Source organism: Maribacter sp. IgM3_T14_3, from assembly GCF_049603095.1.
Lineage (GTDB): Bacteria > Bacteroidota > Bacteroidia > Flavobacteriales > Flavobacteriaceae > Maribacter.
In genome coordinates this window covers 443,839-466,847 of record NZ_CP187138.1, presented here as the reverse complement: position 1 = coordinate 466,847, position 23,009 = coordinate 443,839, and the positions used below count along the sequence as shown (strand labels likewise).

Genomic DNA, 23,009 nt, shown 5'->3' with positions numbered 1-23,009 from the left:
AATTATTTGTGATAGACACAGAACTTAAATCTTGAGACTTTAATATAATATGTTCATTAAAGTTTATTCTTTCAAAATTTGAAGTAAAAATCACTATATTGTAAGAATATACGTAAATATAGTTTAAATGAAAAGATTTTATCCCAAGATGGTCACGCTATGGGCCGTTTTAATATTAATGTCTTGTACTAATGATAAAATACTAGAGCAAGCGGTAACCGACGACCCAACTGAAGTGATTGAAACAGCTGTAGAAGACGACGGTTCCACCATTAGGAACATTCCCGGCAGTATGGCCCCAGATGTCATGGAGAACCTTGGCACCTTGACGGGTCTGGGTCAGAAAGGCATTAGTTCCGGTAAAATGAATTACAATAACACGAGGATACAGACGGACACAATAGCAGAAGTCATGACCATTGCCGGAGGGGTCAACTATACGTTCGACATCTTGGTAAAGGACGCCCCAGCGAATCACCTATACAATCTTGTGGTTCATAGGACTCCCGAAGGACAATTGGAGGAACCTTATGTCATTGCGCACATTATCGACCCCGGCACCATTGATGATTTATTGCGAAGTGATGGGGACTTACGTTATTTCAAATCCGCTTATACCTACCACACCTTCGAAAGTTTCTTCAGTGATTCAAAATACGGCAGAACAGGCAGGACAGGAGATTGTGGTCGGGTCTACCGGGGGAAGTGGTAGCAGTAGCGGTCCACCGCTTACCCCAGGCTCCACTTATTCACATACTTAGATGGTTATACCACGAACGCGATTTTCGGCAACACCACTAATGGAGGTATTTATACCTATAGCTCTACCATCGTAACGAACAATGGCTCCGAGACTAAAGTGGAGACCGCTTCTAGTGGGGTCGTCACTTTCCCTGACCAGACTCCGTATGGGAACTATACCATCACCACCTATAGCAATACGGTATCCGTAAACAGCACATCGAATACAACGGCCGCAGCTGATGGAGGATCCGGATGTCCAGATTCCAATTCGCAGATCAGGGATTCGGGAATCGTAAATTTTAGTTGTCCAAGTGCCGAGTCGAGTACGAACAAAAATGCCAGTAGCATGCGCACGGGCGATTGTCCGGAACCTACCGGTGGCGTAGCGCTGAGCGGTTATGAAAAACCGGTACAAAAGCTTTTTTACTTTCTGAATGAATCCCTTTCTTGGGAAGAAATCAATTTCCTTGCCGATAATCATGGCACGGCGCAGCTGATGGTACAGTTTTTCATTGATAACGGCTTGTCCGACGATACGAAGAATTTTATTAATGAGACCATTGATGTGTTCGTTGATGGTGGTGGAGGTATTGTTAATTTTGATGATAGAGTAATAATTACAGTAACTCCTCCATGCCCCGCTGAAGTCATAGAAAGTGCAAACAACTCTGATAATCTTATCGGTCAGAAGATTAAGGATGCTTTTGGAGATGATGATGCACCCACTCTATTTTATTCAAATGAAGATATCTTTCAAGATAATCCTAACGGTATGGTATTGGCAAGAACAATACCAACTGTAGATAATGAAGGGAATATAACGAATATAAAAATTGAATTAGACAATGATTTCTTAATGGAAGCAACCGACCTGTCAATTTTCGCCACAGTCATTCATGAAAATATACATGCATTAATGTTCTATCAATTATCAAATGCTGGTATAAATATTGATAACCCTAATATAGATTACTCCGATTTAGCGAATGAGTGGACCAAGTTCGTTGCGCATGTTCAAGCTGGCGTACCTCAAGAAGAAGTATTGAGCGACCTAGCAATCATACAACATCAAATAATGGGTGATATAGTTTTGGAAAGTGCACAAATTATTCAGAATTATGGTAATTCTAAAGGTTATGGTGTTAGTGAGAATACAGCTGAGGCATTAGCATGGGCCGGTCTTCAATCTTCGGTTGCTTGGACACTGTTAGATGAAACAGTAAAAGAAAATTATACATATCTTATAGACTATGAAAGTACAGGTTTCGAAATATTGGCCATTGGATCTCCATGTAACTAGAGGTATATCAGTAACTATCTTTCTACTGATATCTCTCAATTCCGTTAGTCAAAATGTTGTAGAAAGTAAAGAATATTATCGATTGATTGAAGAAATAGCTTTAGAATCTAAAAATATGGATTCTTTAGAATTTGAGAAGTTACACAATTGGGTAAAGGTTGGGAAATTCACTAAAGAAGATAGTATTAAATATGTTGAGAAAAAAACAAATTATACACCGGAAATATTTAGTACAACAGATAATTCAGCTTTAAAATTAGTATTAGAGGAATCTCTACTTTCCGATTTTAAGAGCCTAAATCAATATTTTACATCTAATAAAATAAAGAATATTATTGATAATATCCCAGAAGAGAAAAAGCTGAAAAAAAAATTTTCAAATGATATATTACTATTAGAGCCAGATTCTAGTAAGAACTATGGACATTTTTTTTCGTCTCTTGTTTTAATTGAAGATAATCAGTATATATTATATCATTACTACCATAACAATAATATCTTTGGAACCGTAGAGCTAATTATCGTTACAAAATTAGAAATTGGCTACAAAATAAAATATCGTGTTCATTTTAATAGGTGGAATTTTTAATATTGAACTGGGATGAAATTGCTAATATGGGCTTGATTTTATCTTTTTGAAATTTTAGATGTTCCCCTTTTGTTTCTAGCCTCTAATACAGCCACTTAAAGTTTACTGCCCCTGCTTTATTAAACTCTTACCTTACGATATATCTACATGTTCCTAAAAGATTTGAAATACTCCTTAGGAAACCGAAAACCCGGGCAGGAAAACTTGCCCAGTTCCATATAATCAGCCTTATGAGTTTTTTTGTGATTTTGTTCTAGTGTCTCCTGTTCTCTCTTAGAAACCATTTCGGCTCTATGGTCTGTCTTAAGGTTTCTTTTATTGGCTTTCTTGAAGGTTTTGCCCTAATCTTCATATCGGTGCACCTGTCGAGGAATTTCTCAATGATTTTCTGGGTATTTTGTATTTTCTCGCTATAAACATAATTTTATATCCGATTCGATAATCCCCGAAAATTTCTATGACAGACGTTTTGAAAAGCTAAAATCCTTTCTAAAGTTTTGGAGTAAGGTAAAAAAGAATTAATATCGCTGAACATAGTGCAGCGGTTATTTTTAGGTTTAAGAAAAGAACTTTTTAGTAAAAAGAATAGTCAAATACTGCCTGTATTCAAATAAGAATAGATTATCGAAGTCACTAATAGTGCAAAATATTGTTCATTTAACTTTTAGAAGATAACACTGCGAAACTCTCCCTGAAAAAATCAGAATTCTTCCGTATTAGCTTTGTGAGTTTTACCTTTTGTCTAACGCTTTCCGTAGTGCATATAAACGACCGTTTTATTGAACTTTTTAATCAAATCGAATTTTAAATAAATTGCGGTTCATTTTATCGGTATAATTTAATAGTTTATTTTTAGAGCTATAATTATACTCGTTATGCTTTTTGGTTATGTAAGGGTCAGCACCAAAACCCAAAATCCCAGTTTACAAATAGATGCACTTTTAAAAGAAGGTGTCACCGAGAAAAATATCTACAGGGATGTTTCCTCCGGCGCCAAGTCAGAACGCCATGATTTAGATCTGATGATTTCTAAACTTAGGGAAGGAGATACGGTAATCGTCTGGAAACTGGACCGAATTGCCAGGAGTATTTCCCACCTGTTAAAATTGGTCGATCAGTTCGAGAAACTTGGTGTTAAATTCAAGAGTATTAATGACCCGTTCATTGATACGACTTCTGCGCACGGCAAATTTATAATTACACTGTTCGGTGCCGTAGCCCAACTGGAACGTGATATAATTATAGAGCGGACCACTGCCGGTCTTAAGAGTGCAAGAAGAAGGGGTATACAACTGGGTCGTAAAAAGGGGCTTGGTAAAGAAGCTAAACAAAAGGCGATGCTGGCTGCAACATATTACCAAGAGAATAAATTGCCTATTGTCGACATCATGAAATTGGTAGGTATTAAATCAAAACCTACCCTATATAAATATTTGGCTATTCAGGGCAGAAGAAATTGTAAGGAATGTGGAGTTGTATTCTGGGATCAAGCGCAAGATTTAGAAGATGCATATTGCAAACGACATTTGTAGATTCAGTGTTGATTCCGAAAACGCATAAAGAAAATCAGCAAAAAAGCAAACTTTTTTACGATCAGCCCTATAGCCCTACCGCCATATAGTCCTGCCAAATGACCAAGACATACTTTTCTTTTCCGTTATCCTTCTTGCTCAAAAATCCGTATTCGTAAACAAATAGATATACCTCTCCTTTTTGATTTTTCCAATAGTGTGTAATAAATTTAGGATTAAATCCTAATTCCAATAACACATTAGACCGTATCGTTACCTTTCCTCCCTTGTTGTATTCCTTTAAAATCTTCCTATTGAGTTTTAGTTGATTGTCCACTTTGTTATAAAACCGTTCCGGGTTCTGTTTTTCCTTTTGGTACTGGTTGGCGCTCTTGCAGTGTAAGTTGCAATATTTTTTATCCGTTCTACCTGTAAGTTGCTTTTTACAATATATACATTCATGCTGTAATCTCATCCCTGTTAAATTTAAGTGGTTGTATATACGAACATTATTCGCTTAAGGTACGATTAAATCAATTCTATCCTATAAATTGCCCTTTTATCCATTAATTCAATAGTATGGCTTCTTCTTATACACCGCATATAAAATCCATAACCTTATATCATCTTATGATCAAGGGGCAACAGATGATAGGCATCAAATTTTATCCGGATAGGTTGATACAAAATTTAATCAAAGGGCTACCTGGCCCCAGATGGAGTAAACGGTACAATATGGCCTATATTGAGAATACCAAAGCTAACCTTGGCATTATCTTTAACACATTTAAAGGTGAAGTTTGGATAAACTATAATCGATTCTTGACCAACAAACCATTAAAGACGACCAATGAGGCAATAGATGTGGAATGGTACCGCAAGAGGAAACCCATACCCCAATTTAGATGTTGTCCCGAAGAGTACCTTCTAAAACTTGAACTAAAAAAATATGCCAATAGCACCGTGCGCACCTATGTTTCGTTCTTTGAAATGTTTATAAATCATTATAAGCATAAGGAACTGAACGCCATTGACGAAAGGGATATTAGAGCGTTTCTTCAAAAGCTTATTCATCGTAACGTATCCAATTCTTATCTAAACCAAGTAATCAATTCCATTAAATTCTATTATGAGGTAGTATTGGGCATGCCGAACCGATTTTATGAAATAGAACGTCCAAGAAAGGAGTCCAAGCTACCCAAGGTAATATCAAAGGAGGAGATCATTTCAATTATCGAGAACACCAATAATATCAAGCATAGGTGCATTGTAAAGCTTTTGTACAGTTCAGGTCTAAGACGGAGTGAACTTTTGAACCTTAAAATTTCGGATGTTGATAGTAAGCGAATGCTTGTAAGGGTAAAGGACGGCAAGGGCAATAAGGACAGGTATACCTTATTATCAAAATCCGCTTTGGATGATCTCCGTCTTTATTACAGAGAGTGGAAGCCGCAAGATTATTTATTCGAGGGAAGAAAGGCATCAAAATATACCGCAGAAAGTGTATTGAACATCGTTAAAAAATCAGCAGCAAAAGCAGGTATAAGAGATACCGTTACCCCACATGTATTACGGCACAGTTTTGCAACACATCTTTTGGAATCAGGTACAGATCTTAGACAGATTCAAGTACTTTTAGGTCATGGCTCCAGCAAGACGACCGAAATATACACCCATGTGGCGACCAATACTTTTAAGAAAATTAAAAATCCATTAGATTAGTATTTCTAAAATAGAAATATAGTAACTTGTTACTATATACAACTTGAACTAACCCTCGTACCTCGGGAGCTTTTAGTTTGATTATAAAAATACACTATCTTAATGAGTTCATTAAAATCTTAACATTATGTATTTAAAAAAAATCAAAGACCGTATTAGAGGTTGCCTTATCAGAAGTCCCCAGATTTAAAGAACTAGCTACTACACTAGAAAAGAGTTTTGCCATTAATGGTAAAGCTAGCAGTACACTGCGCAACTACCTGCGCTGTCTTGCACACCTGGCTATTTATTACAAATCTAGTCCCGAGCGCCTTAACGAGGAACAGATAAACGACTATCTCTACCATTGCCAGAACCTGCATAAGACCCCTTCGGAGAGCTTTTTTAAACATACCATCTACGGGCTTCGTGCTGCCTATAAGGTGCTTGGGATGGAGAAAAAACGCATTAGCCTCCCACAAATAAAAAGGCAGAAAGACCTTCCCTTGGTGCTTAACAAAAAAGAGGTTCGTGAATTATTAAAGGCTCCCAAATACTTAAAACATCGTTTGATGTTGGGGATGCTCTACGGCTGCGGTCTGCGCAGTTACGATCCCGAAGCCTCGGGAATGTAATCTCTTACAAGCAGATATCGATTTTGATAGAAAGACGGTGTTTGTAAAAAAACAAAAAGGAAAGGTAGACCGCTATCTTCCTTTGAGTCCCCACCTTGCCCGAGGTCTCAAAACCTATTTTGAGACAGAAAACCCCGTAAAATATGTTTTCAATAGTCAGGTTACCAAAGACGGGAAAGCAGGCCCTCTTACCACAAGGGGCATCCAATGGGTTATCAAGGAATGCCGCTCTAAAGTAAACACCCAAAAGAAATTTACCGCACATACCCTTCGCCATTCCTATGCGACCCACTTACTGGAAGATGGGATGAATATCATGAGTCTAAAGGAACTGCTAGGCCACGCTCATATTGAAACTACCATTGTGTATTTACAGGTGTCCAATATGGGTAGCTCTATGAAGTTTAGTCCACTAGATACTTTATTTACACCCTAGTGCATCCTACATATAAGGTGGCAGATGTGCTGAATTTAGAAGTAGACCATCTGCAGGATATTACTCATAATAGTTGGAACGCGCGAGGGCTGCACGCCATACGTAAATGTCGTACTAAAGCCCTTGGCGGACATTTAGACTGGTGTATGGAGTGTAACAAGCTGCATTTACAATTTAATTCTTGTCGCAACAGGCATTGTCCTACCTGCCAAGGTCATAAGCAGCAAGAGTGGATAGCAGCCAGATCGCAAGAGCTTCTTGCTGTGCCCTATTTTCATGTAGTCTTCACATTACCAGACAGTCTTAATCCTGTGGCACTGCGCAACCCTCAGGTATTGTATAAGATTTTGTTTGATACCGTTTGGGAAACACTCACTGCCTTTGGGAACAATCCCAAGCATCTGGGCGCAAAATTGGGTATGATAGCTGTCTTGCACACCTGGGGACAGAATTTACAATTGCACCCACATTTACATTGCATAGTACCCAAGGGAGGGGTCTCAAAAGCTGGGTTTTGGAAAAAGGGAAAAGGGAAGGATAATTTTCTGTTTTCGGTAAAAGCAATAAGCAAAAAATACCGAGGACTTTTTGTGGCAAAATTACGCAAGGCATTACCAGATTTGCCACAATCTCTATATGACAGTCTATTCAAAAAAAAGTGGGTGGTGTATGCCAAACCTCCTTTTGGAAGACCGGAACATGTCATTGAATATTTGGGTAGGTACACGCATAAAATAGCGATTAGCAACCACCGAATATTGAATATCAATAATGAAAAAAGCGAAGTAACTTTTAGCTTAAAAGACTATCGTAAAGGTGGCCAAAAAACAACAATGACCCTCACGAACAAGGAATTTATACGGCGTTTTCAACTCCATATACTCCCTAAAGGATTTACCCGAATACGCCATTATGGGTTTTTGAGTAGTAGTTGGAAAAAGGAGAAACTAACGCTCTTACAACTGCAAGTAGCGGATAAGGATTTATTACATATTGAAACACTTGTAAGACCAGAGAAATCCCTGCACCGTGTTTGCCCTAGCTGTAAAAAAGGGGGATTGATTACCCTGTTGACCTTTGATAGCCGTGGTCCACCAAAAAATTACCAAAAGACCATAAAGCGTAAATTATTGAAATTCAATGTGTAAGAATGGTGCTGAATAGTGCCCTGGTATACTACTGCCTAAACTCAAAAAAAAGCGGGTAAAACTGCTTAGCAACTCAATAGTTGTGTCGTAAGCAGCGATAAAAATGTATTGTGGTGCTGTTTTATGGCGGAAAGAAACACACAGCAGGGCTAAATAACAGCCTGCTTCCTTGTACAGATCTAGACAAACTTCACGAATTACCCCTTATTTACAAACCCCGGATCAGTCAACAGGGTATATAGCGTTGGCCTATACCGATAGGGATCGGCACAAAGTCGGCACGCCAAATTCTTAGTTATTAGCTTTAGTACTTTTGAACTCACTTTCTAAAGTATGTTTGTTGGTGAGCCCATAAAATCAACTGCGAAAAGAACTATTAAATTTCCAACATAATATTCATTTATAATATGGTAATGATAAATTTTTTCGCCATTACTGTGTGGTGTTGCACCAAAGTGTCCTCCTGAAGCGTCTAAATCAGTAGGGTATGAGCCATCAAAATCTTTTCTCCCGTAGATTAAAAATCCATCAGCCATAATTCCAACTATCTTTTTGTCATTGTGAGAAAGCATCGTGTTTTCAGGAACATCCTTAGCTTCTGTATGATAGTGGTAACCTGATGGACCAACGTGTCCTCCTGCATAATCAAATGTTTCAGCAATTTCTTCTTCTAAAGGTCTATTAGGTCCTTCGGAATCATTAAAAATAGGAACACCTGTTACAGATATACCAATTGGCCCCAAGCCTGTAGTTGTACTTTTAACCGCTATTCCAGGTGAAGCTGAAACCGTAAGGGTCAAACTACGGTCACGATGACTTCCTATGCGACCAGGAGTTTGCGCAATAGCAACCACAGGTTTAATATATAGAGAATCCGACTCTTCCCAATAAGGTGTTGTATGGTTAGGATGACCAGTAGACTCAATGGTGATTTCGTCACCATTAAAAGATACTGTTACTGAATTTGGGTTAAATTCATCAAATGCCGACAAAGGGGTTAACTTTCCTAATGCTGTTTCTACTTTTTCATATTCTCTTCTACCTTCACCTCTGTCTGGTCTATCACCTCGTTCAGGTCTATCACCTCGTTCAGGCCTGTCGGGTCTTTCAGGTCTCTCGTCTGTACTTGTTTGTTCAATTTTATCAGACGTTTCATTTTCTTTTTGGTCTTTACTTTTACTTGATGTGCCACAATTAGTTAATGCTATTACACTTAAAGTTACTATTAAAACCGTTTTTAATTTCATACTAAAACATTAATTGTTAAAGAGGCCTACTATTCTAATTTTAAAGTTTTTATATCTGCTATTAGTGGACTTATTGCTGTTTTATTTAAACCGTAATAAATACCTCTTATTTGTCTGCTCTTATCTATTAGAACAAAATTTTCGGTATCCAAAAATTCGTCAACATTTTTTTCGGTTCCTAAATCTTCCTCAACGAAATAATCCTTTCTGCCAAGTTTGTAAATTTCTTGTTGACTTCCTGTAACTAAATGCCACTTATTAGATACAACGCCTTTACTTTACGCATATCGTTTTAATATAGAAACCGAATCTCTACTAGGTGTTACAGAGTGGGAAAGTAATAGAACATCATCATCTTTTAAAAATTCTTTTTGCAAAATATTCATATTGGCAGTCATTTTTGGACAAATACCTGGACACGAAGTAAAGAAAAAGTCTGCAACATAGATTTTATCTTCGAATGTTTTTTCTGCGATAATTTATCCATTTTGATTGGTAAGACTAAAGGGCGTAATTTTGTGAAAAGTATCTAAATTTTCGACATCAGCAGATATCCAACGAGGTGTAAAAGTAGCCTCATTATAATACGGAAGCTTTTCAACCCTACTTTTATTGGGTTCTTTTTGCTTGCAAAATATTAAGAAATATAATAAGTAAAACTATACTGCTGTTTTTCATAATTTATTTATTTTTTCGTCTTCTAAACCATAGCATAAAGCTGATTTTTTCAATCCAAAGATTCTTCCATTTTTTGCTTCATAATTGGCATATAAATCACCATTCTTTCTAAATGCTTGTTGTATGCCATCTTCTTTTCCCATTGTTAGGTGTAGTATTTTATATAACTCTCCTGTTCTATACCATTGTTTTTGTTCTCCGTGTGCTTTACCAGAATAGTAATTTAAATGTGTTGTTAATGTATAGATTGAATCATTAGACCAAAGTTTTTTTTCTCCGTGAAGTTTACCTTTGTTGTATGTGCCTATTTGTTTCAATTTGCCGTTGGAAAACCAATAAGAAGATTTGTTTTGTTTTTTTCCATTAAATATTCCAATTTTTTCTTTAGGTGTTCCATTTTCATAAAAAGAAATTATATATCCTGAAAAAGGTTCTTCACTAATTAAAAAAGTGGAAGTTTTATTGTCGTAAATAATGAGTGATTTATCGACACTTACATCTGGAATTGTTACTGATTTAATAGTTTGATTTTCAGAGGATATTTTTTCTTCTTTAGTTTGTTGATTACAACTAATAGTGAAGATACTTACTGATACAAATAAAATAAAGAATAATAGGTTTTTAGTCAATAACAAATAGTCTAACTTTTTATAAAAAGTTAGACTATTTTTCTTGTTATAAGATGATTTCTTATTCATTAAAGTATTGTGTTTGGTGTTCCTTGTAATTGACCTGCAAAAAGAGGTATAACATTTCCAAAATAGTATTCATTTATAATATGATAATGATAAAATTCTACACCATTACTATGTGTTGTAGTTCCAAAATGTCCTCCTGAAGCATCTAAATCGGCAGGATAAGAACCATCAACTTCTCTTCTTCCATATAATAAAAACCCATCTGACAGAATACCCACCAACTGTTCATCATCAAAAGAAAGTGTTGTATTTTCAGGCACATCAAAAGATTCAATATGATAGTGATATCCAGAAGGTCCATTATGTGCTCCAGCATAATCAAAATTTTCAACAATTACCTCTTCTATGGGTCTATTATCTCCTTCCAGATCATTAAAAATAGGACCACCAGATACCGAAATCCCAATAGCTCCCAACCCTGTAGTTGTTCCTGTAGCAGCTAATTCTGGCGCTGAAGACACTGTTAATTCATAGCTGCGCTCACCTATTCGTCCCGGCGATTGTACTTCAGTATTATTTGCTACTTTATCAATATGTAGTGGGTTGTCTTCTGGCCAATACGGTGAGGTATGGTTAGGTAAACCATTTGATTCAATAATTATTTCATTACCATCAAAAGAAACAGTAACTGCTTTGGGATTGAATTCATCGAAAGCAGATATTGGTGTTGCAATTCCTCCATCTATTCCTGTTTCGTTATCGGTATCGGTATCGGTATCGGTATCGTTATTGTTATTGTTATTGTTATCATCATTACCACAGGATGTTAATAAGAATACAAAAATTAATGCAAGGTGAAAAAGGGATTTTGTCATAAGAGTTTTATTTATTTTATTTTTAGACAAAATATTCATCAAAATCCTTCGGGTTGAATAAAAAAAATTTATTTTTCAATTAATTTTTGAGTTATTTTCTTTGTAAATATCTTAAAATAAGGTTTTTGATCTTCATTTAAGAGTTTTTTTATTTTTTCAAAATGTCGGTGTGTTAATTCTATTTTTTGTCTTTCTGATAGTTGTATTTGGTGTAATATGCTGTCTTTTTCAATATGAATAGAGGAATCGGCAAGGCTTTCAAAATAAGGATACAATAATTTCGCTTGTTGCGCATCTAGCACTCTCATTTGTTGTTTATGCTCATCAGCCAATTTATTAAAAGTTGCTGCTTGTTCTTTGTTTAAATGCAGTATTTCTAAAATTTCAGATCGAATGTTTTTAACTGAAGCTTTGTCTTGTGGTTTTAATTTGGTCAGAAAAAAAGCTACTATAGCAATATTTAATGCTACTAAAGTTAGGATGACGAGTTTGTAAAATCCTTTTTTGCTCACAATTAATAAATTTGATAGGAACTGATTAATGTATTCTTATATGCATCTAAAGATGTGACATTTTGAGTTTTTGCCTTATGAATAGTATAGTAAATTAATGCTGTTGAATTTATGAAAAGAACAAAAGCAGCAGCTATTGAAGTATATCTCCAATGGTGCCAAAAATTGATAATAGCTATCTGACTGTTAAACTGGTTGTTGATTTTTGCTAATAGTGCGGGTTTAGGTTTCGCACGTTGGCTACCTTGCATACTTGTGATTACATCTTCCATCCATTTTTCCATATTGTAACTTTTTTAATTAGACTCTTATTTTCGTAATTTCCTTCGGTTAGGGTGATTTTTTTCCAATTTTAATCTCATATTTTTTTTAGCTCGTTGTAATAAAGATTCTACTGCCTTTAATGAAATTTCCATAATATTAGCAACTTCCTGACGAGGTAACTCTTCAATGTAACTTAATATAAATGCTGTTTTTTGATTATTGGAAAGACAATCTATTACTTGGTATAGTATTGCTGCATTTTCTTTATTTTCTAATAAAACACCTGGATGCTGAAAATTAATTAATTGAGATTTGTTTATTGAGTTTTTGAAAAGCTTAAACCTTTTCTTTTTATTTAAAAAATTGAGGGATGTGTTAATTGTAATTCGATATATCCAAGTATTTAAAGAGGACTCTTGATTAAACTTTGAAATACTTTTAAATACTTTTATAAAAACATCTTGGGTAATTTCTTCTGCATCTTCAACAATCTTGGTGTAGCTCAACGCAGTATTATAAATTTTTTCCGAATACATATTATAGAATATGGCTAAAGCCTGTTCATCTCCATTAGCAATGGCTTGTATAATTTCGAGTTTATTTTTCAATCAGTTTGAATTCTTTTAGTGGTATTTTGGCATTAAAGCTAACGTTCAGTAGTCGAGTAGGCAAGGGGAATTCACCCCAAGCCTCTTCCTCCTGTGGCGGACACCGCACAGAACCGTACGTGATAGTCTCCCATCATACGGCTCTTGTTATACAAATCTAAATTAACGTTTTCACTTTGTATATCCCATTTTCCAATGGTAAAATAGATTAGGAAACTGTTCCTGTATGCCAAACCTCCTTTTGGAAGACCAGAACATGTCATTGAATATTTAGGAAGGTACACCCACAAAATAGCGATTAGCAACCACCGAATAGTCAACATCAATGAAGCGAAAAGAGAAGTCACTTTTAGCTTAAAAGACTATCGTAAAGGCGGCCAGAAAACAACAATGACACTCACGAGCAAGGAATTTATACGGCGTTTTCAACTCCATATACTTCCTAAAGGTTTTACGCGAATACGCCATTATGGCTTTTTGAGTAGTAGTTGGAAAAAGGAAAAATTACCGTTTTTACAATTGCAATTAGCAGACAAGGATTTGCTACACCTAGAAACACTTGTAACACCAGAGAAATCCCTGCACCGTGTTTGCCCTAGCTGTAAAAAAGGAACATTGATCACCCTTTTGACCTTTGATAGCCGCGGCCCACCAAAAAATTACCAAAAGACCATAAAGCGTAAATTATTGAAATTCAATGTGTAAGAATGGTGCTGAAAAGTGCCCTGGCAGACTACTGCCTAAACTCAAAAAAAAGCGGGTAAAACTGCTTAACAACTCAATAGTTGTGTCCTAAGCAGCGAAAAAAATGTATTGTGGTGCTGTTTTATAGCGGAAAGAAACACACAGCAGGGCTAAATAACAGCCTTCTTCTTTGCCAAGGGCTAGGCAAACTCCTCGTATTCCCCCTTATTTACCATCCCGCGTCAGTCAACAAGGCATATAGCGCTAGCCTATACCGATAGGCATCGGCACACAGTCGGCACGCCATATTCTTAGTTATTGTAAGCAGTTTTTTTTTAACTAAATCTAGATTATTAATTTACAAATTCTAAGATTCTTTTGCCGATTATTCTTTAAAAGTTTGGCGCTATGTTGATTTGTGTTTTTAGAAATATCTAACTGCTCTTACTTTCATAAATCCAAAATCACATTGTTTACAATTCCAACCCTGATCGCCATTCGAGAAGTCAGTTGCTGTAGCTGTATTATCATCGTGTTCAGTTGAACTCCAATAAAGTTTATCATTCTCTTCAAAGTCACCAAGACCATTTAAATGAAGAACTTCATACATTAATAGCATTTCACCCTCTGATGGCAAATGCCAATTATCAAAACCATTTATTGCTAATTCTAAACAAGTTTTAGCAGCAACGGTTCCATTACTTACATCAGAACATTCACTAGGATTATTATAATAATCATTAAAATTGTTATGGAATTCTACAATCGCTAATGAATTTTCAAGTCCGGTGCCAATACTTATATTTCTTGCATTTTCGATTGGGCTATTAAAACATCCCCATTCAAAACCTTCAATATCGCTTGGTGCAGTTTCGATATATCTCCATCCATTATCATAATTCCCTGAATCATAAAAAACGTTTCCTCCAGCAGGTCCAACAGAGCCAATATCATATTCGATTTGCTTATTGTCATCATCATCAGAATTACAGCTAATAATTAGCCCAAAAGACAGTGTAGTGATTATTAAAAGAAATCTTGTTTTCATATTATATGTATTTAATTGTGTTATATACTAATAGTCTTTCATTTGTCTAAAAGGTTGCTTCAAAATGTTTGCCAACGGGAGTTTGCGCAGCAACTCCATTTCGAATAAAAATAAATGATTTGTTTTGATTTATAGGACCCTAAGCGAAGGTTTTATAGCCGGTTCTTTTGTGGTAAACTAAATTTCCAAGAAAAGGAAAGTCGCCCAAAATGGCTGAAATGGCTCCGAATAGGGCAAAAAATATGTCGACAAGCCTTTTGAGCCTGTCCTTCAACACTTTTGGGTCAAGAATGGACACAAGTCTGCTAAGGTTGTAGCATATCATGATCAGGTTTACCTCGGAGAGCACGTTCTGTTTTCCTTTCATCAATGTATGGGTGAAGCCCCATTGTCTTTTGATGGTCCCGAACTGGTGCTCGGTGATCTGTTGCCTGAGCCTATAATATTCCGGATTTTCCTCCACTCTTTTCTGGTTTTCCTCCAAGGCCTCCTGATAAATGGAGCGCTCTATGAAGCGTCCGTTCTTGTTCGTGGTACAAAGGTGCCTTACGGGGCAGACCTTGCAGGCCTGTCGGTTCTTGTAATGCTTGACCTTGTGGCCCGCCTTATTGTAAACGGTTCCATTGGTCACCAATATCTGTCCGTCGGGACAGGTATAGGTATCCATTTCCCTGTCGTATTTAAAATCGACCATGGGATAAAGGCCGTTGTGTTGGGAAGAATGCTCCTTTGGGGATGAGTAAGTTGTTATCCCGTTCTTGGTGCAGATGTCCAGGTGTTTGCCCGTGGTGTACCCTTTATCGGTAAGTGTCCTCATTTTTTCCACGCCCAAAAGTTGCTTTGCATCGAGTGCCATGGGCGAAAGTGCGTGTGTATCGTTTACGGTGCCCGTGTCGTTGTTGACGAAGAGTTTGTATTTTGCATCACACCCTGCCTGCACGTTATAGCCCACATTGATTATGTTGCGGTGCAGTACTACCGATCTGGCATCGGGATCGGTAAGGCTGATCTGTCGTTCCCCACTGGTGCGCAGCTCTTCCCCGATGTTGCGGTATCTTTCCTTCTTCGATTCCTGGTAGGCAATTTTGTCCTGTATTTTTTCGGTATCCGAATCTCCGTCCTCGGCATCAAGTTGTTGTTGGTATTCCAGTATCTTGTTGTCTATGTACTCGATATGGCGGTCGATCTTGTTCTGGTTGAAGTTGTTCTTCAGGGCGTTCTGGGCCCTTATCTTGAAGGAGTCGATGGCAATGGTCTCGCCTTCGATTAGTTCCCAATCCTTGAGCAGCACCACAAAATACCTGAATGCCCCTTTGAAGGCTTTTGGGTTACGCTTTCTGAAATAGGCTATTTTCCTTGCGGACGGCCTTAGTCCCTTCAGGAGCCATATGACCTCGAGGTTTACCTTGCAGGCATGTTCCAATTGGCGGGAGGAGCGCAGTTTGTTCTTGTAGCCGTAGAGATAGAGTTTGAGCATGTCCGAGGAACGATATGGTGGCCTGCCCTCGTTGTTCAGCACGTCCCTGAACCCCAGGTCGCCCATTGGGAGGATATCCACGAACATATCGACGATCCTTGCCCACGAATCGGGACCCAGGCAGGATTCGAAATCCATCATTACGAGTTGGTCCCTGTCAAAACCTGTTATAAAATCCATACCATTAAGATAATCAATATCAATACGTTATGGTATTGGCCGTGCTAAAGGAAATCAACAAAGTTATTAAGAAAGGGTAGGTTTTTGCGCAGTCTGACGGCTATCAGTGCCAATTTCTTGCTCTTACCCTTGTTCACGATTCGCTCATATACCTCTTTGCACGCCTTGTTGTGTTTACAGGCATTGAAAGAACATAGAAACAGTAGATTACGAAGCTTTCTATTGCCGACCTTACTTATTCGCGCACGACCTCTTACACTGCTCCCAGACTCTCGTATCGTCGGGGTTATACCGACATAACTACAAAGCTGTGCTGCGGTTTCGAACTTACTGAAACCATCGGTGACCACTATTAGGAACAATGCAGTCTTTTGACCTATACCAGGTATCGATGTCAACAAGGTCAATTGCTCCTGTTGGTCCTCTTTCACCAATGATAGAATCTTTGATTGGATAGCGGCTACCTCTTTATTGAGCTGTTTCTTGTTACGTATCAAGGAACGATAAACAAACTTTGAGGGTATACCTAAAACTGCTTCCCCATGTATCTTGTTCTTGGTTGCCGTTCGTTGCTTTAAATAGGTATCCAATAACCGGAACAACTGTAAACATTCGCTCTGGGTGTCCGTCAAGGCATTATAAATAGGAACCTCGTTGATAAGGGCATACTCACATATAGCCTTGGCATCGCTCTTGTCCGTTTTTACCTTGGCAAGTTTCATTTGAATGAACCGCTTTATAGATAATGGGTTTACTACTGAAACTATTACTCCATTTTTGTAAAGAAACTGTGCAAGTCTGTAATGATAATAACCGGTAGCTTCCATAACGACCAATGAACCTTTGGGTAATTCCTTAAGGTATTTCTTGAACCCCGTTTCATCGTTCTTATACTGGTCGTGACCTTTGTTACTACCATGTACATCAAAGACATCTTTACTAATGTCAACTCCAAAAGTTTCTTTATATTTATTCATAAGAAATGTTTTATGAAAGAACCGGCTACTTCTGCTCACAACAACTTGAAAACGAGATCTAAAGTCTCACAGAACTGAACGTGATTTAAGTAGTAAAAGAGAGAGGATTATCAATGTTGTCGAAGTCTGAAGCTTCACCGTATATAGTAACCTTAATTCTCTCTTTTGTTCTTTCTAATTATATCAACAATTTACTGAGAATCAAACTTAAGAAGTATATAATTTATTGCTAGTTTTAGTTTAATTAAGAAAAATAGAACTCAATTATCTTTTAGGTTTTATTAATTAAATTAGCTATTTAAACACGCAACAAACCATATACTAACCGTCAGACTGCGCAAAAACCTACCCTTTCTTAATAACTTTGTTGATTTCCTTTAGCACGGCCAATACCATAACGTATTGATATTGATTATCTTAATGGTATGGATTTTATAACAGGTTTTGACAGGGACCAACTCGTAATGATGGATTTCGAATCCTGCCTGGGTCCCGATTCGTGGGCAAGGATCGTCGATATGTTCGTGGATATCCTCCCAATGGGCGACCTGGGGTTCAGGGACGTGCTGAACAACGAGGGCAGGCCACCATATCGTTCCTCGGACATGCTCAAACTCTATCTCTACGGCTACAAGAACAAACTGCGCTCCTCCCGCCAATTGGAACATGCCTGCAAGGTAAACCTCGAGGTCATATGGCTCCTGAAGGGACTAAGGCCGTCCGCAAGGAAAATAGCCTATTTCAGAAAGCGTAACCCAAAAGCCTTCAAAGGGGCATTCAGGTATTTTGTGGTGCTGCTCAAGGATTGGGAACTAATCGAAGGCGAGACCATTGCCATCGACTCCTTCAAGATAAGGGCCCAGAACGCCCTGAAGAACAACTTCAACCAGAACAAGATCGACCGCCATATCGAGTACATAGACAACAAGATACTGGAATACCAACAACAACTTGATGCCGAGGACGGAGATTCGGATACCGAAAAAATACAGGACAAAATTGCCTACCAGGAATCGAAGAAGGAAAGATACCGCAACATCGGGGAAGAGCTGCGCACCAGTGGGGAACGACAGATCAGCCTTACCGATCCCGATGCCAGATCGGTAGTACTGCACCGCAACATAATCAATGTGGGCTATAACGTGCAGGCAGGGTGTGATGCAAAATACAAACTCTTCGTCAACAACGACACGGGCACCGTAAACGATACACACGCACTTTCGCCCATGGCACTCGATGCAAAGCAACTTTTGGGCGTGGAAAAAATGAGGACACTTACCGATAAAGGGTACACCACGGGCAAACACCTGGACATCTGCACCAAGAACGGGATAACAACTTACTCATCCCCAAAGGAGCATTCTTCCCAACACAACGGCCTTTATCCCATGGTCGATTTTAAATACGACAGGGAAATGGATACCTATACCTGTCCCGACGGACAGATATTGGTGACCAATGGAACCGTTTACAATAAGGCGGGCCACAAGGTCAAGCATTACAAGAACCGACAGGCCTGCAAGGTCTGCCCCGTAAGGCACCTTTGTACCACGAACAAGAACGGACGCTTCATAGAGCGCTCCATTTATCAGGAGGCCTTGGAGGAAAACCAGAAAAGAGTGGAGGAAAATCCGGAATATTATAGGCTCAGGCAACAGATCACCGAGCACCAGTTCGGGACCATCAAAAGACAATGGGGCTTCACCCATACATTGATGAAAGGAAAACAGAACGTGCTCTCCGAGGTAAACCTGATCATGATATGCTACAACCTTAGCAGACTTGTGTCCATTCTTGACCCAAAAGTGTTGAAGGACAGGCTCAAAAGGCTTGTCGACATATTTTTTGCCCTATTCGGAGCCATTTCAGCCATTTTGGGCGACTTTCCTTTTCTTGGAAATTTAGTTTACCACAAAAGAACCGGCTATAAAACCTTCGCTTAGGGTCCTATAAATCAAAACAAATCATTTATTTTTATTCGAAATGGAGTTGCTGCGCAAACTCCCGTTATCAAAGTTCAAATAAAGGATTATTTAATGTTCTTGGTTACATACTTTTCTATTAATTATTAACTTGAACTTTATAAAAGATATATATAACATATGTTATATATTTAATTGTTGGCATTAATTATGAGCCACCATAAGTATAATAAAAACTAGAAAAATGAAATTTAACCATCTTTTAATCACAGTAATAATATTTTCAATTATACTTTCTTGTTCTAGTGACGACAGTGAAAATCTTGAAACAAACCCTATAATAATTACTAGTATTGATAGCTCTAAAGAACTTGCTTTTACTGAAGAAGAAATAATTGTAAGTATTGATGCAGAAGGATATTTGAATATTGAAGTCACAAGCAATACTAACAATGTAACCGTAAATAAAATAAACTCAACAACCTATACTTTAAGTGCTACGGTAGCTACCGAAGTGACAATACAAATTACCCTTACCTCTGAAAATTTTACCGAGGTAAAAAACGTAGACTACATATTTTTTGAACACGGCGTTATAGATTTTAAAGTTGTAGAAGGCTTAACTCTAGATAAAGACTCTCCCGTTCGTGTACGTGAATTACATGGGGATCCCGATTATATTTTAACAATCGAAGATAAAAACGAAGAAGTATGGCATTACTTTAATAAAGGTTTTTGGATATTAATGGATAACAATGTTGATCAAGCCCATTATATGAGACTTTACGGCATTCCATGGTCGAGAACTTTTGAGAATACCGAATACATTGGTGAGCAGTACCAATATGAGATTAGCGAAGGTCTGAAAATTGAAAATCTACAACTTTCTATGACTACCGTAGTAGATAGGTTTGGACTTCCAACAGAAAAATTTACTAGTACAAATAATGAGCGTCTACATATTTATGATTATGAAAATTTAGAAATTTTATTTTATTTTCAATCTGATGATATTGACGATTACATAGGTAAAAATGTGGGGTACGTAAATGTCTATTAAATAGTGTTTTTTTTATTGAGAATAATAATTAATGCCAACAAAACGTAATGCGGACTTTTGGGGCAAAACCGAAAGGTCTGTGTATATTTATGAAGTCGCTAAATCTTATGGATTTAGCTTTGGAACAAAAAAAGAAAAAGCAAAACAATAAGATTTAGCTACGTCGGCAGACGGAAACGAAGAGTTTCCTTGCCTCTGCACTACGCTTAGGTACTGTGTTGAAAAACAAGTTTTTTCTTTAATAATTTAGGAAACAGGTTGATTTATCAAACCGTTATCAAAGTTCAAATAAAGGATTTATTAGTTTACTCTTCTCGTAATGCATCCACCGGATTTACCACTGCCGCCCTATAACTCTGCCAGCTTACTGTTAGTAATGCAATTACAAGAGCGGAAACTCCAGCCAAGGCAAAAACCCACCAACTCATGCTAGTTTTGTAGGCAAAACCTTCCAACCATTTATTCATGGCATACCAAGAGATAGGTACGGCGAAGATAAATGCGAGACCAACCCATTTTACAAAGTCTATATTTAAAATGGACAAAATTTCACTTATGGTGGCTCCATTGACTTTTCGAATTCCAATCTCTTTTTTTCGTTGCAACACTGTATAGGAGGTCAGTCCAAAAAGACCTAGGGATGCGATTAGAATGGCAAGTATTGTAAACACTTGAAATGCCTTTGCGAATTTTCGGTCCTCTTTGTATTGGGCTTCAAATTTTTGATCTAGAAAGGTGTAACTATAAGTGCTTTCTGGCAATATTTGGTGCCATATGTTGGTCAATTCTTCCAGTGCTATCGAGGTTTTGGCAAAAGAGCCAACCTGTTTGTTGAATTTCACTAGAATATTACCTGTATTTCTACCTTGCCTTATAATCAAAGGTTCTACGGGTGATTTTAATCCAAAATGGTTGTAATCCGAAATTACTCCGGTAACGGTCCAATCCACATCCCAGAATTTAATGGTTTTCCCAATGATTTCCTTCATATCAACAATACCCATAAAACGGGCCATTTTTTCATTTATGACCACATTTGGGCTCGACGCTTGAGACGTTCGTTTAAAGCCTTCCCCAGCAACAAATTCCATTCCTATCAAATCAAAATATTCCGGTTGTACCCCGTAGTTATACCAAATACGCTTCACATCTTCTCTTCCATCGGGAAAGGTTATGCCGATATTAGAGTTCATATTCGAAAAGTCATCGCCTGGGTAAGTACCCGCACCCGCTACTTCAGCTACATATGGACTTTTTCTGATCTCCTCAATAAGTGTTTCGTACTTTTTTACAAGTAGGGAGTCTGGTACATCGGTCAATTTTTGGCCTTTAAGCGCTACCAGTTGGTCTAGATCGGCCCCTATTGGTCTTTCTTTTAGAAAACGAATTTGTTTATTTGCGACAAAAGTTCCAGCCAACAGGGCAATGGTTGCGATAAATTGCCCTACAATAAGTGCCTTTCTAAAATTAAACCCGTTTTTTGAAGTCTGTAACTTCCCCTTTAATACCTTGGTCGGACTATAATTGCTCAATACGAACGCGGGGTAAAAAGCGGTTAAGGAAGCCCCTAATAAGATAACTCCAAAATAGGGTATAATGCCTTTTAACTGTATATAACCGAATCCTAAGTCCTGTTCTACGAACCTACTGAAACCCGGGAGCAATAAATAAACCGCAATTATAGCTAATATAATGGCCATAAAATTCAACATGGCGGACTCTATCAAAAATTGAAGGATAAGTTGTGGTCTTTTTGCCCCTACCACTTTTCGGATTCCTATTTCCTTGGCTCGTTCCAATGATTTACTGCTAGAAAGACTCATATAATTCATCCAACTCAATAATAGGGTAATGAAGGCAATAATTGCTAGAAGTCTGATTGAACTGGCGCTACCATTGGTCTCTGCCTCATATGGTTTGTTTGAATTTAAGTGTATATCTTCTATAGGTTCTAAATGGTGCCGTTCATTTTTTAGACCTTCAGTACTAAAGGCCATTACCTTTTGATTGAGCAAATCAAGGTCTGCATTTTTATCGACCTTGATATAAGTATAATATTCATTTTGGTTCCATGTAAACTTCCAATCATTTTCAAATAGCTTCCATGTATAGAAAGTTTGGAAAGAAATTAGAAAATCATTATTTAAATGAGTATTTGGATTATTAGTGTCCAATACTCCAGTAACCTTGAAAGTGGATTCGTCATCGCCAGCAATTTTAAGGGTTTTGCCCATGGGGTCTTCACTGCCGAAAATCTTTTTGGACAAAGAGGCACTCAATACAATGGAATACGGTTCGCTCAAAGCAGTACTAACATCGCCTTTTTCCAACTTACGGTCGAAAATATCAAAAAATGATGGATCGGTCAGTGCACCGGAATTTTGGTCAAAAACCAAATTATCGTACAATAGGACCATTCCCTGTCTACGGCGGAGTCTTGTAAAATCTAAAATCTCAGGTAATTCCTCTTTCAATGCTGGTCCGCTTACGATATAGGCATTCGCGTCACCAGGGACATATTCGCCACCTTCCAGATAATCCATATAAACCCGATACACATTTTCAGAACCTTCAAATTTATCATAGCTCTGCTCATAATTTACGTAAAGCATGATTAGTACAAACGAGGCGATACCAATAGCCAACCCAAAAATATTGATAAAAGAGTAAAGCTTGTTCTTGATCAGATACCTTGTTGCAATCTTTAGGAAGAGTTTATACATACGTATATTTTTGGTTGACTTTAGGCTTTACTTCTATTATTATGCCATAATT

Annotated in this window: 22 protein-coding genes and 1 pseudogene; 11 read left to right on the top strand and 12 right to left on the bottom strand. The window is 37.6% G+C overall.

What is annotated here, in order from left to right; all coding sequences use genetic code 11:
• The first annotated feature begins 127 nt into the window (after window positions 1–127).
• The 4 genes from ACPF9A_RS02200 (at window position 128) to ACPF9A_RS02185 (ending at window position 4,165) form a co-directional block, all read left to right on the top strand.
• On the top strand, window positions 128–712 hold the full coding sequence (locus ACPF9A_RS02200; RefSeq protein ID WP_424001256.1) for a hypothetical protein: 585 nt from the start codon (window positions 128–130) through the stop codon (window positions 710–712).
• Between the two features lie 147 nt (window positions 713–859).
• Window positions 860–2,044 carry a hypothetical protein gene (locus ACPF9A_RS02195; protein ID WP_424001255.1) on the top strand — a complete coding sequence of 395 codons (1,185 nt, stop codon included), beginning with the start codon at window positions 860–862 and terminating at the stop codon, window positions 2,042–2,044.
• Window positions 1,995–2,633, top strand: coding sequence for a hypothetical protein (locus ACPF9A_RS02190; RefSeq protein WP_424001253.1), 639 nt, complete (start codon window positions 1,995–1,997; stop codon window positions 2,631–2,633). Before ACPF9A_RS02195 ends, ACPF9A_RS02190 begins: the two co-directional genes overlap by 50 nt.
• A gap of 875 nt (window positions 2,634–3,508) precedes the next feature.
• Window positions 3,509–4,165: a recombinase family protein gene (locus ACPF9A_RS02185; protein ID WP_424001251.1), complete on the top strand. Its 657-nt coding sequence runs from the start codon at window positions 3,509–3,511 to the stop codon at window positions 4,163–4,165.
• Window positions 4,166–4,232: 67 nt separating this feature from the next.
• On the opposite strand, the gene ACPF9A_RS02180 is transcribed toward ACPF9A_RS02185, so the two are convergent.
• Complete coding sequence (locus ACPF9A_RS02180) at window positions 4,233–4,619, bottom strand: hypothetical protein (protein WP_424001249.1); 387 nt, start codon at window positions 4,617–4,619, stop codon at window positions 4,233–4,235.
• A gap of 155 nt (window positions 4,620–4,774) precedes the next feature.
• On the opposite strand from ACPF9A_RS02180, the gene xerA reads away from it, so the two are divergent.
• From xerA to ACPF9A_RS02160, 4 genes are all read left to right on the top strand, one after another.
• Complete coding sequence (xerA, locus tag ACPF9A_RS02175; RefSeq protein WP_424004403.1) at window positions 4,775–5,866, top strand: site-specific tyrosine recombinase/integron integrase; 1,092 nt, start codon at window positions 4,775–4,777, stop codon at window positions 5,864–5,866.
• A gap of 431 nt (window positions 5,867–6,297) precedes the next feature.
• A complete protein-coding gene (locus tag ACPF9A_RS02170) occupies window positions 6,298–6,480 on the top strand; it encodes a hypothetical protein (protein WP_424001247.1) in 183 nt (60 codons plus the stop codon).
• A gap of 37 nt (window positions 6,481–6,517) precedes the next feature.
• Entirely contained in the window at window positions 6,518–6,916 is a 399-nt protein-coding gene (locus tag ACPF9A_RS02165; RefSeq protein ID WP_424001245.1) for a tyrosine-type recombinase/integrase, read from the top strand.
• Window positions 6,916–8,064 (top strand): IS91 family transposase, encoded by a 1,149-nt coding sequence (locus ACPF9A_RS02160; protein ID WP_424001243.1) that lies wholly within the window; start codon window positions 6,916–6,918, stop codon window positions 8,062–8,064. Before ACPF9A_RS02165 ends, ACPF9A_RS02160 begins: the two co-directional genes overlap by 1 nt.
• A 326-nt stretch (window positions 8,065–8,390) precedes the next feature.
• On the opposite strand, the gene ACPF9A_RS02155 is transcribed toward ACPF9A_RS02160, so the two are convergent.
• From ACPF9A_RS02155 to ACPF9A_RS02125, 7 genes are all read right to left on the bottom strand, one after another.
• On the bottom strand, window positions 8,391–9,311 hold the full coding sequence (locus ACPF9A_RS02155) for a YHYH protein (protein ID WP_424001241.1): 921 nt from the start codon (window positions 9,309–9,311) through the stop codon (window positions 8,391–8,393).
• Between the two features lie 278 nt (window positions 9,312–9,589).
• A complete protein-coding gene (locus tag ACPF9A_RS02150) occupies window positions 9,590–9,760 on the bottom strand; it encodes an SCO family protein (protein ID WP_424004401.1) in 171 nt (56 codons plus the stop codon).
• 225 nt (window positions 9,761–9,985) lie between these two features.
• Window positions 9,986–10,687, bottom strand: a complete 702-nt coding sequence (locus tag ACPF9A_RS02145; protein WP_424001239.1) for a toxin-antitoxin system YwqK family antitoxin — start codon at window positions 10,685–10,687, stop codon at window positions 9,986–9,988.
• Window positions 10,687–11,502, bottom strand: a complete 816-nt coding sequence (locus ACPF9A_RS02140) for a YHYH protein (RefSeq protein WP_424001237.1) — start codon at window positions 11,500–11,502, stop codon at window positions 10,687–10,689. The genes ACPF9A_RS02145 and ACPF9A_RS02140 overlap by 1 nt, the downstream gene beginning before the upstream one ends.
• A gap of 68 nt (window positions 11,503–11,570) precedes the next feature.
• On the bottom strand, window positions 11,571–12,014 hold the full coding sequence (locus ACPF9A_RS02135) for a hypothetical protein (protein ID WP_424001235.1): 444 nt from the start codon (window positions 12,012–12,014) through the stop codon (window positions 11,571–11,573).
• A gap of 2 nt (window positions 12,015–12,016) precedes the next feature.
• Window positions 12,017–12,298: a hypothetical protein gene (locus ACPF9A_RS02130; protein ID WP_424001233.1), complete on the bottom strand. Its 282-nt coding sequence runs from the start codon at window positions 12,296–12,298 to the stop codon at window positions 12,017–12,019.
• A 24-nt stretch (window positions 12,299–12,322) separates the two neighbouring features.
• A complete protein-coding gene (locus ACPF9A_RS02125; protein ID WP_424001231.1) occupies window positions 12,323–12,886 on the bottom strand; it encodes an RNA polymerase sigma factor in 564 nt (187 codons plus the stop codon).
• A gap of 222 nt (window positions 12,887–13,108) precedes the next feature.
• Between ACPF9A_RS02125 and ACPF9A_RS02120 the strand changes: the two are divergent.
• A pseudogene (locus ACPF9A_RS02120) lies at window positions 13,109–13,591 on the top strand (IS91 family transposase); the annotation flags it as partial.
• 403 nt (window positions 13,592–13,994) lie between these two features.
• On the opposite strand, the gene ACPF9A_RS02115 reads toward ACPF9A_RS02120, so the two are convergent.
• The 3 genes from ACPF9A_RS02115 to ACPF9A_RS02105 all read right to left on the bottom strand — a co-directional run bounded on the left by ACPF9A_RS02115 (window position 13,995) and on the right by ACPF9A_RS02105 (window position 17,252).
• Window positions 13,995–14,618, bottom strand: a complete 624-nt coding sequence (locus tag ACPF9A_RS02115; protein ID WP_424001229.1) for a hypothetical protein — start codon at window positions 14,616–14,618, stop codon at window positions 13,995–13,997.
• A 139-nt stretch (window positions 14,619–14,757) separates the two neighbouring features.
• Window positions 14,758–16,275 (bottom strand): IS1182 family transposase, encoded by a 1,518-nt coding sequence (locus ACPF9A_RS02110; protein ID WP_423997090.1) that lies wholly within the window; start codon window positions 16,273–16,275, stop codon window positions 14,758–14,760.
• A gap of 44 nt (window positions 16,276–16,319) precedes the next feature.
• On the bottom strand, window positions 16,320–17,252 hold the full coding sequence (locus tag ACPF9A_RS02105) for an IS110 family transposase (RefSeq protein ID WP_424001228.1): 933 nt from the start codon (window positions 17,250–17,252) through the stop codon (window positions 16,320–16,322).
• A 425-nt stretch (window positions 17,253–17,677) separates the two neighbouring features.
• Between ACPF9A_RS02105 and ACPF9A_RS02100 the strand changes: the two genes are divergently transcribed.
• Both ACPF9A_RS02100 and ACPF9A_RS02095 read left to right on the top strand, forming a co-directional pair.
• The gene (locus tag ACPF9A_RS02100) at window positions 17,678–19,195 is read left to right on the top strand and encodes an IS1182 family transposase (protein ID WP_423997090.1); all 1,518 of its coding nucleotides are present in this window, start codon (window positions 17,678–17,680) and stop codon (window positions 19,193–19,195) included.
• 223 nt (window positions 19,196–19,418) lie between these two features.
• Window positions 19,419–20,234: a hypothetical protein gene (locus ACPF9A_RS02095; protein ID WP_424001193.1), complete on the top strand. Its 816-nt coding sequence runs from the start codon at window positions 19,419–19,421 to the stop codon at window positions 20,232–20,234.
• A gap of 305 nt (window positions 20,235–20,539) precedes the next feature.
• On the opposite strand, the gene ACPF9A_RS02090 is transcribed toward ACPF9A_RS02095, so the two are convergent.
• Window positions 20,540–22,957, bottom strand: a complete 2,418-nt coding sequence (locus tag ACPF9A_RS02090; RefSeq protein WP_424001226.1) for an ABC transporter permease — start codon at window positions 22,955–22,957, stop codon at window positions 20,540–20,542.
• Between the last annotated feature and the right edge of the window lie 52 nt (window positions 22,958–23,009).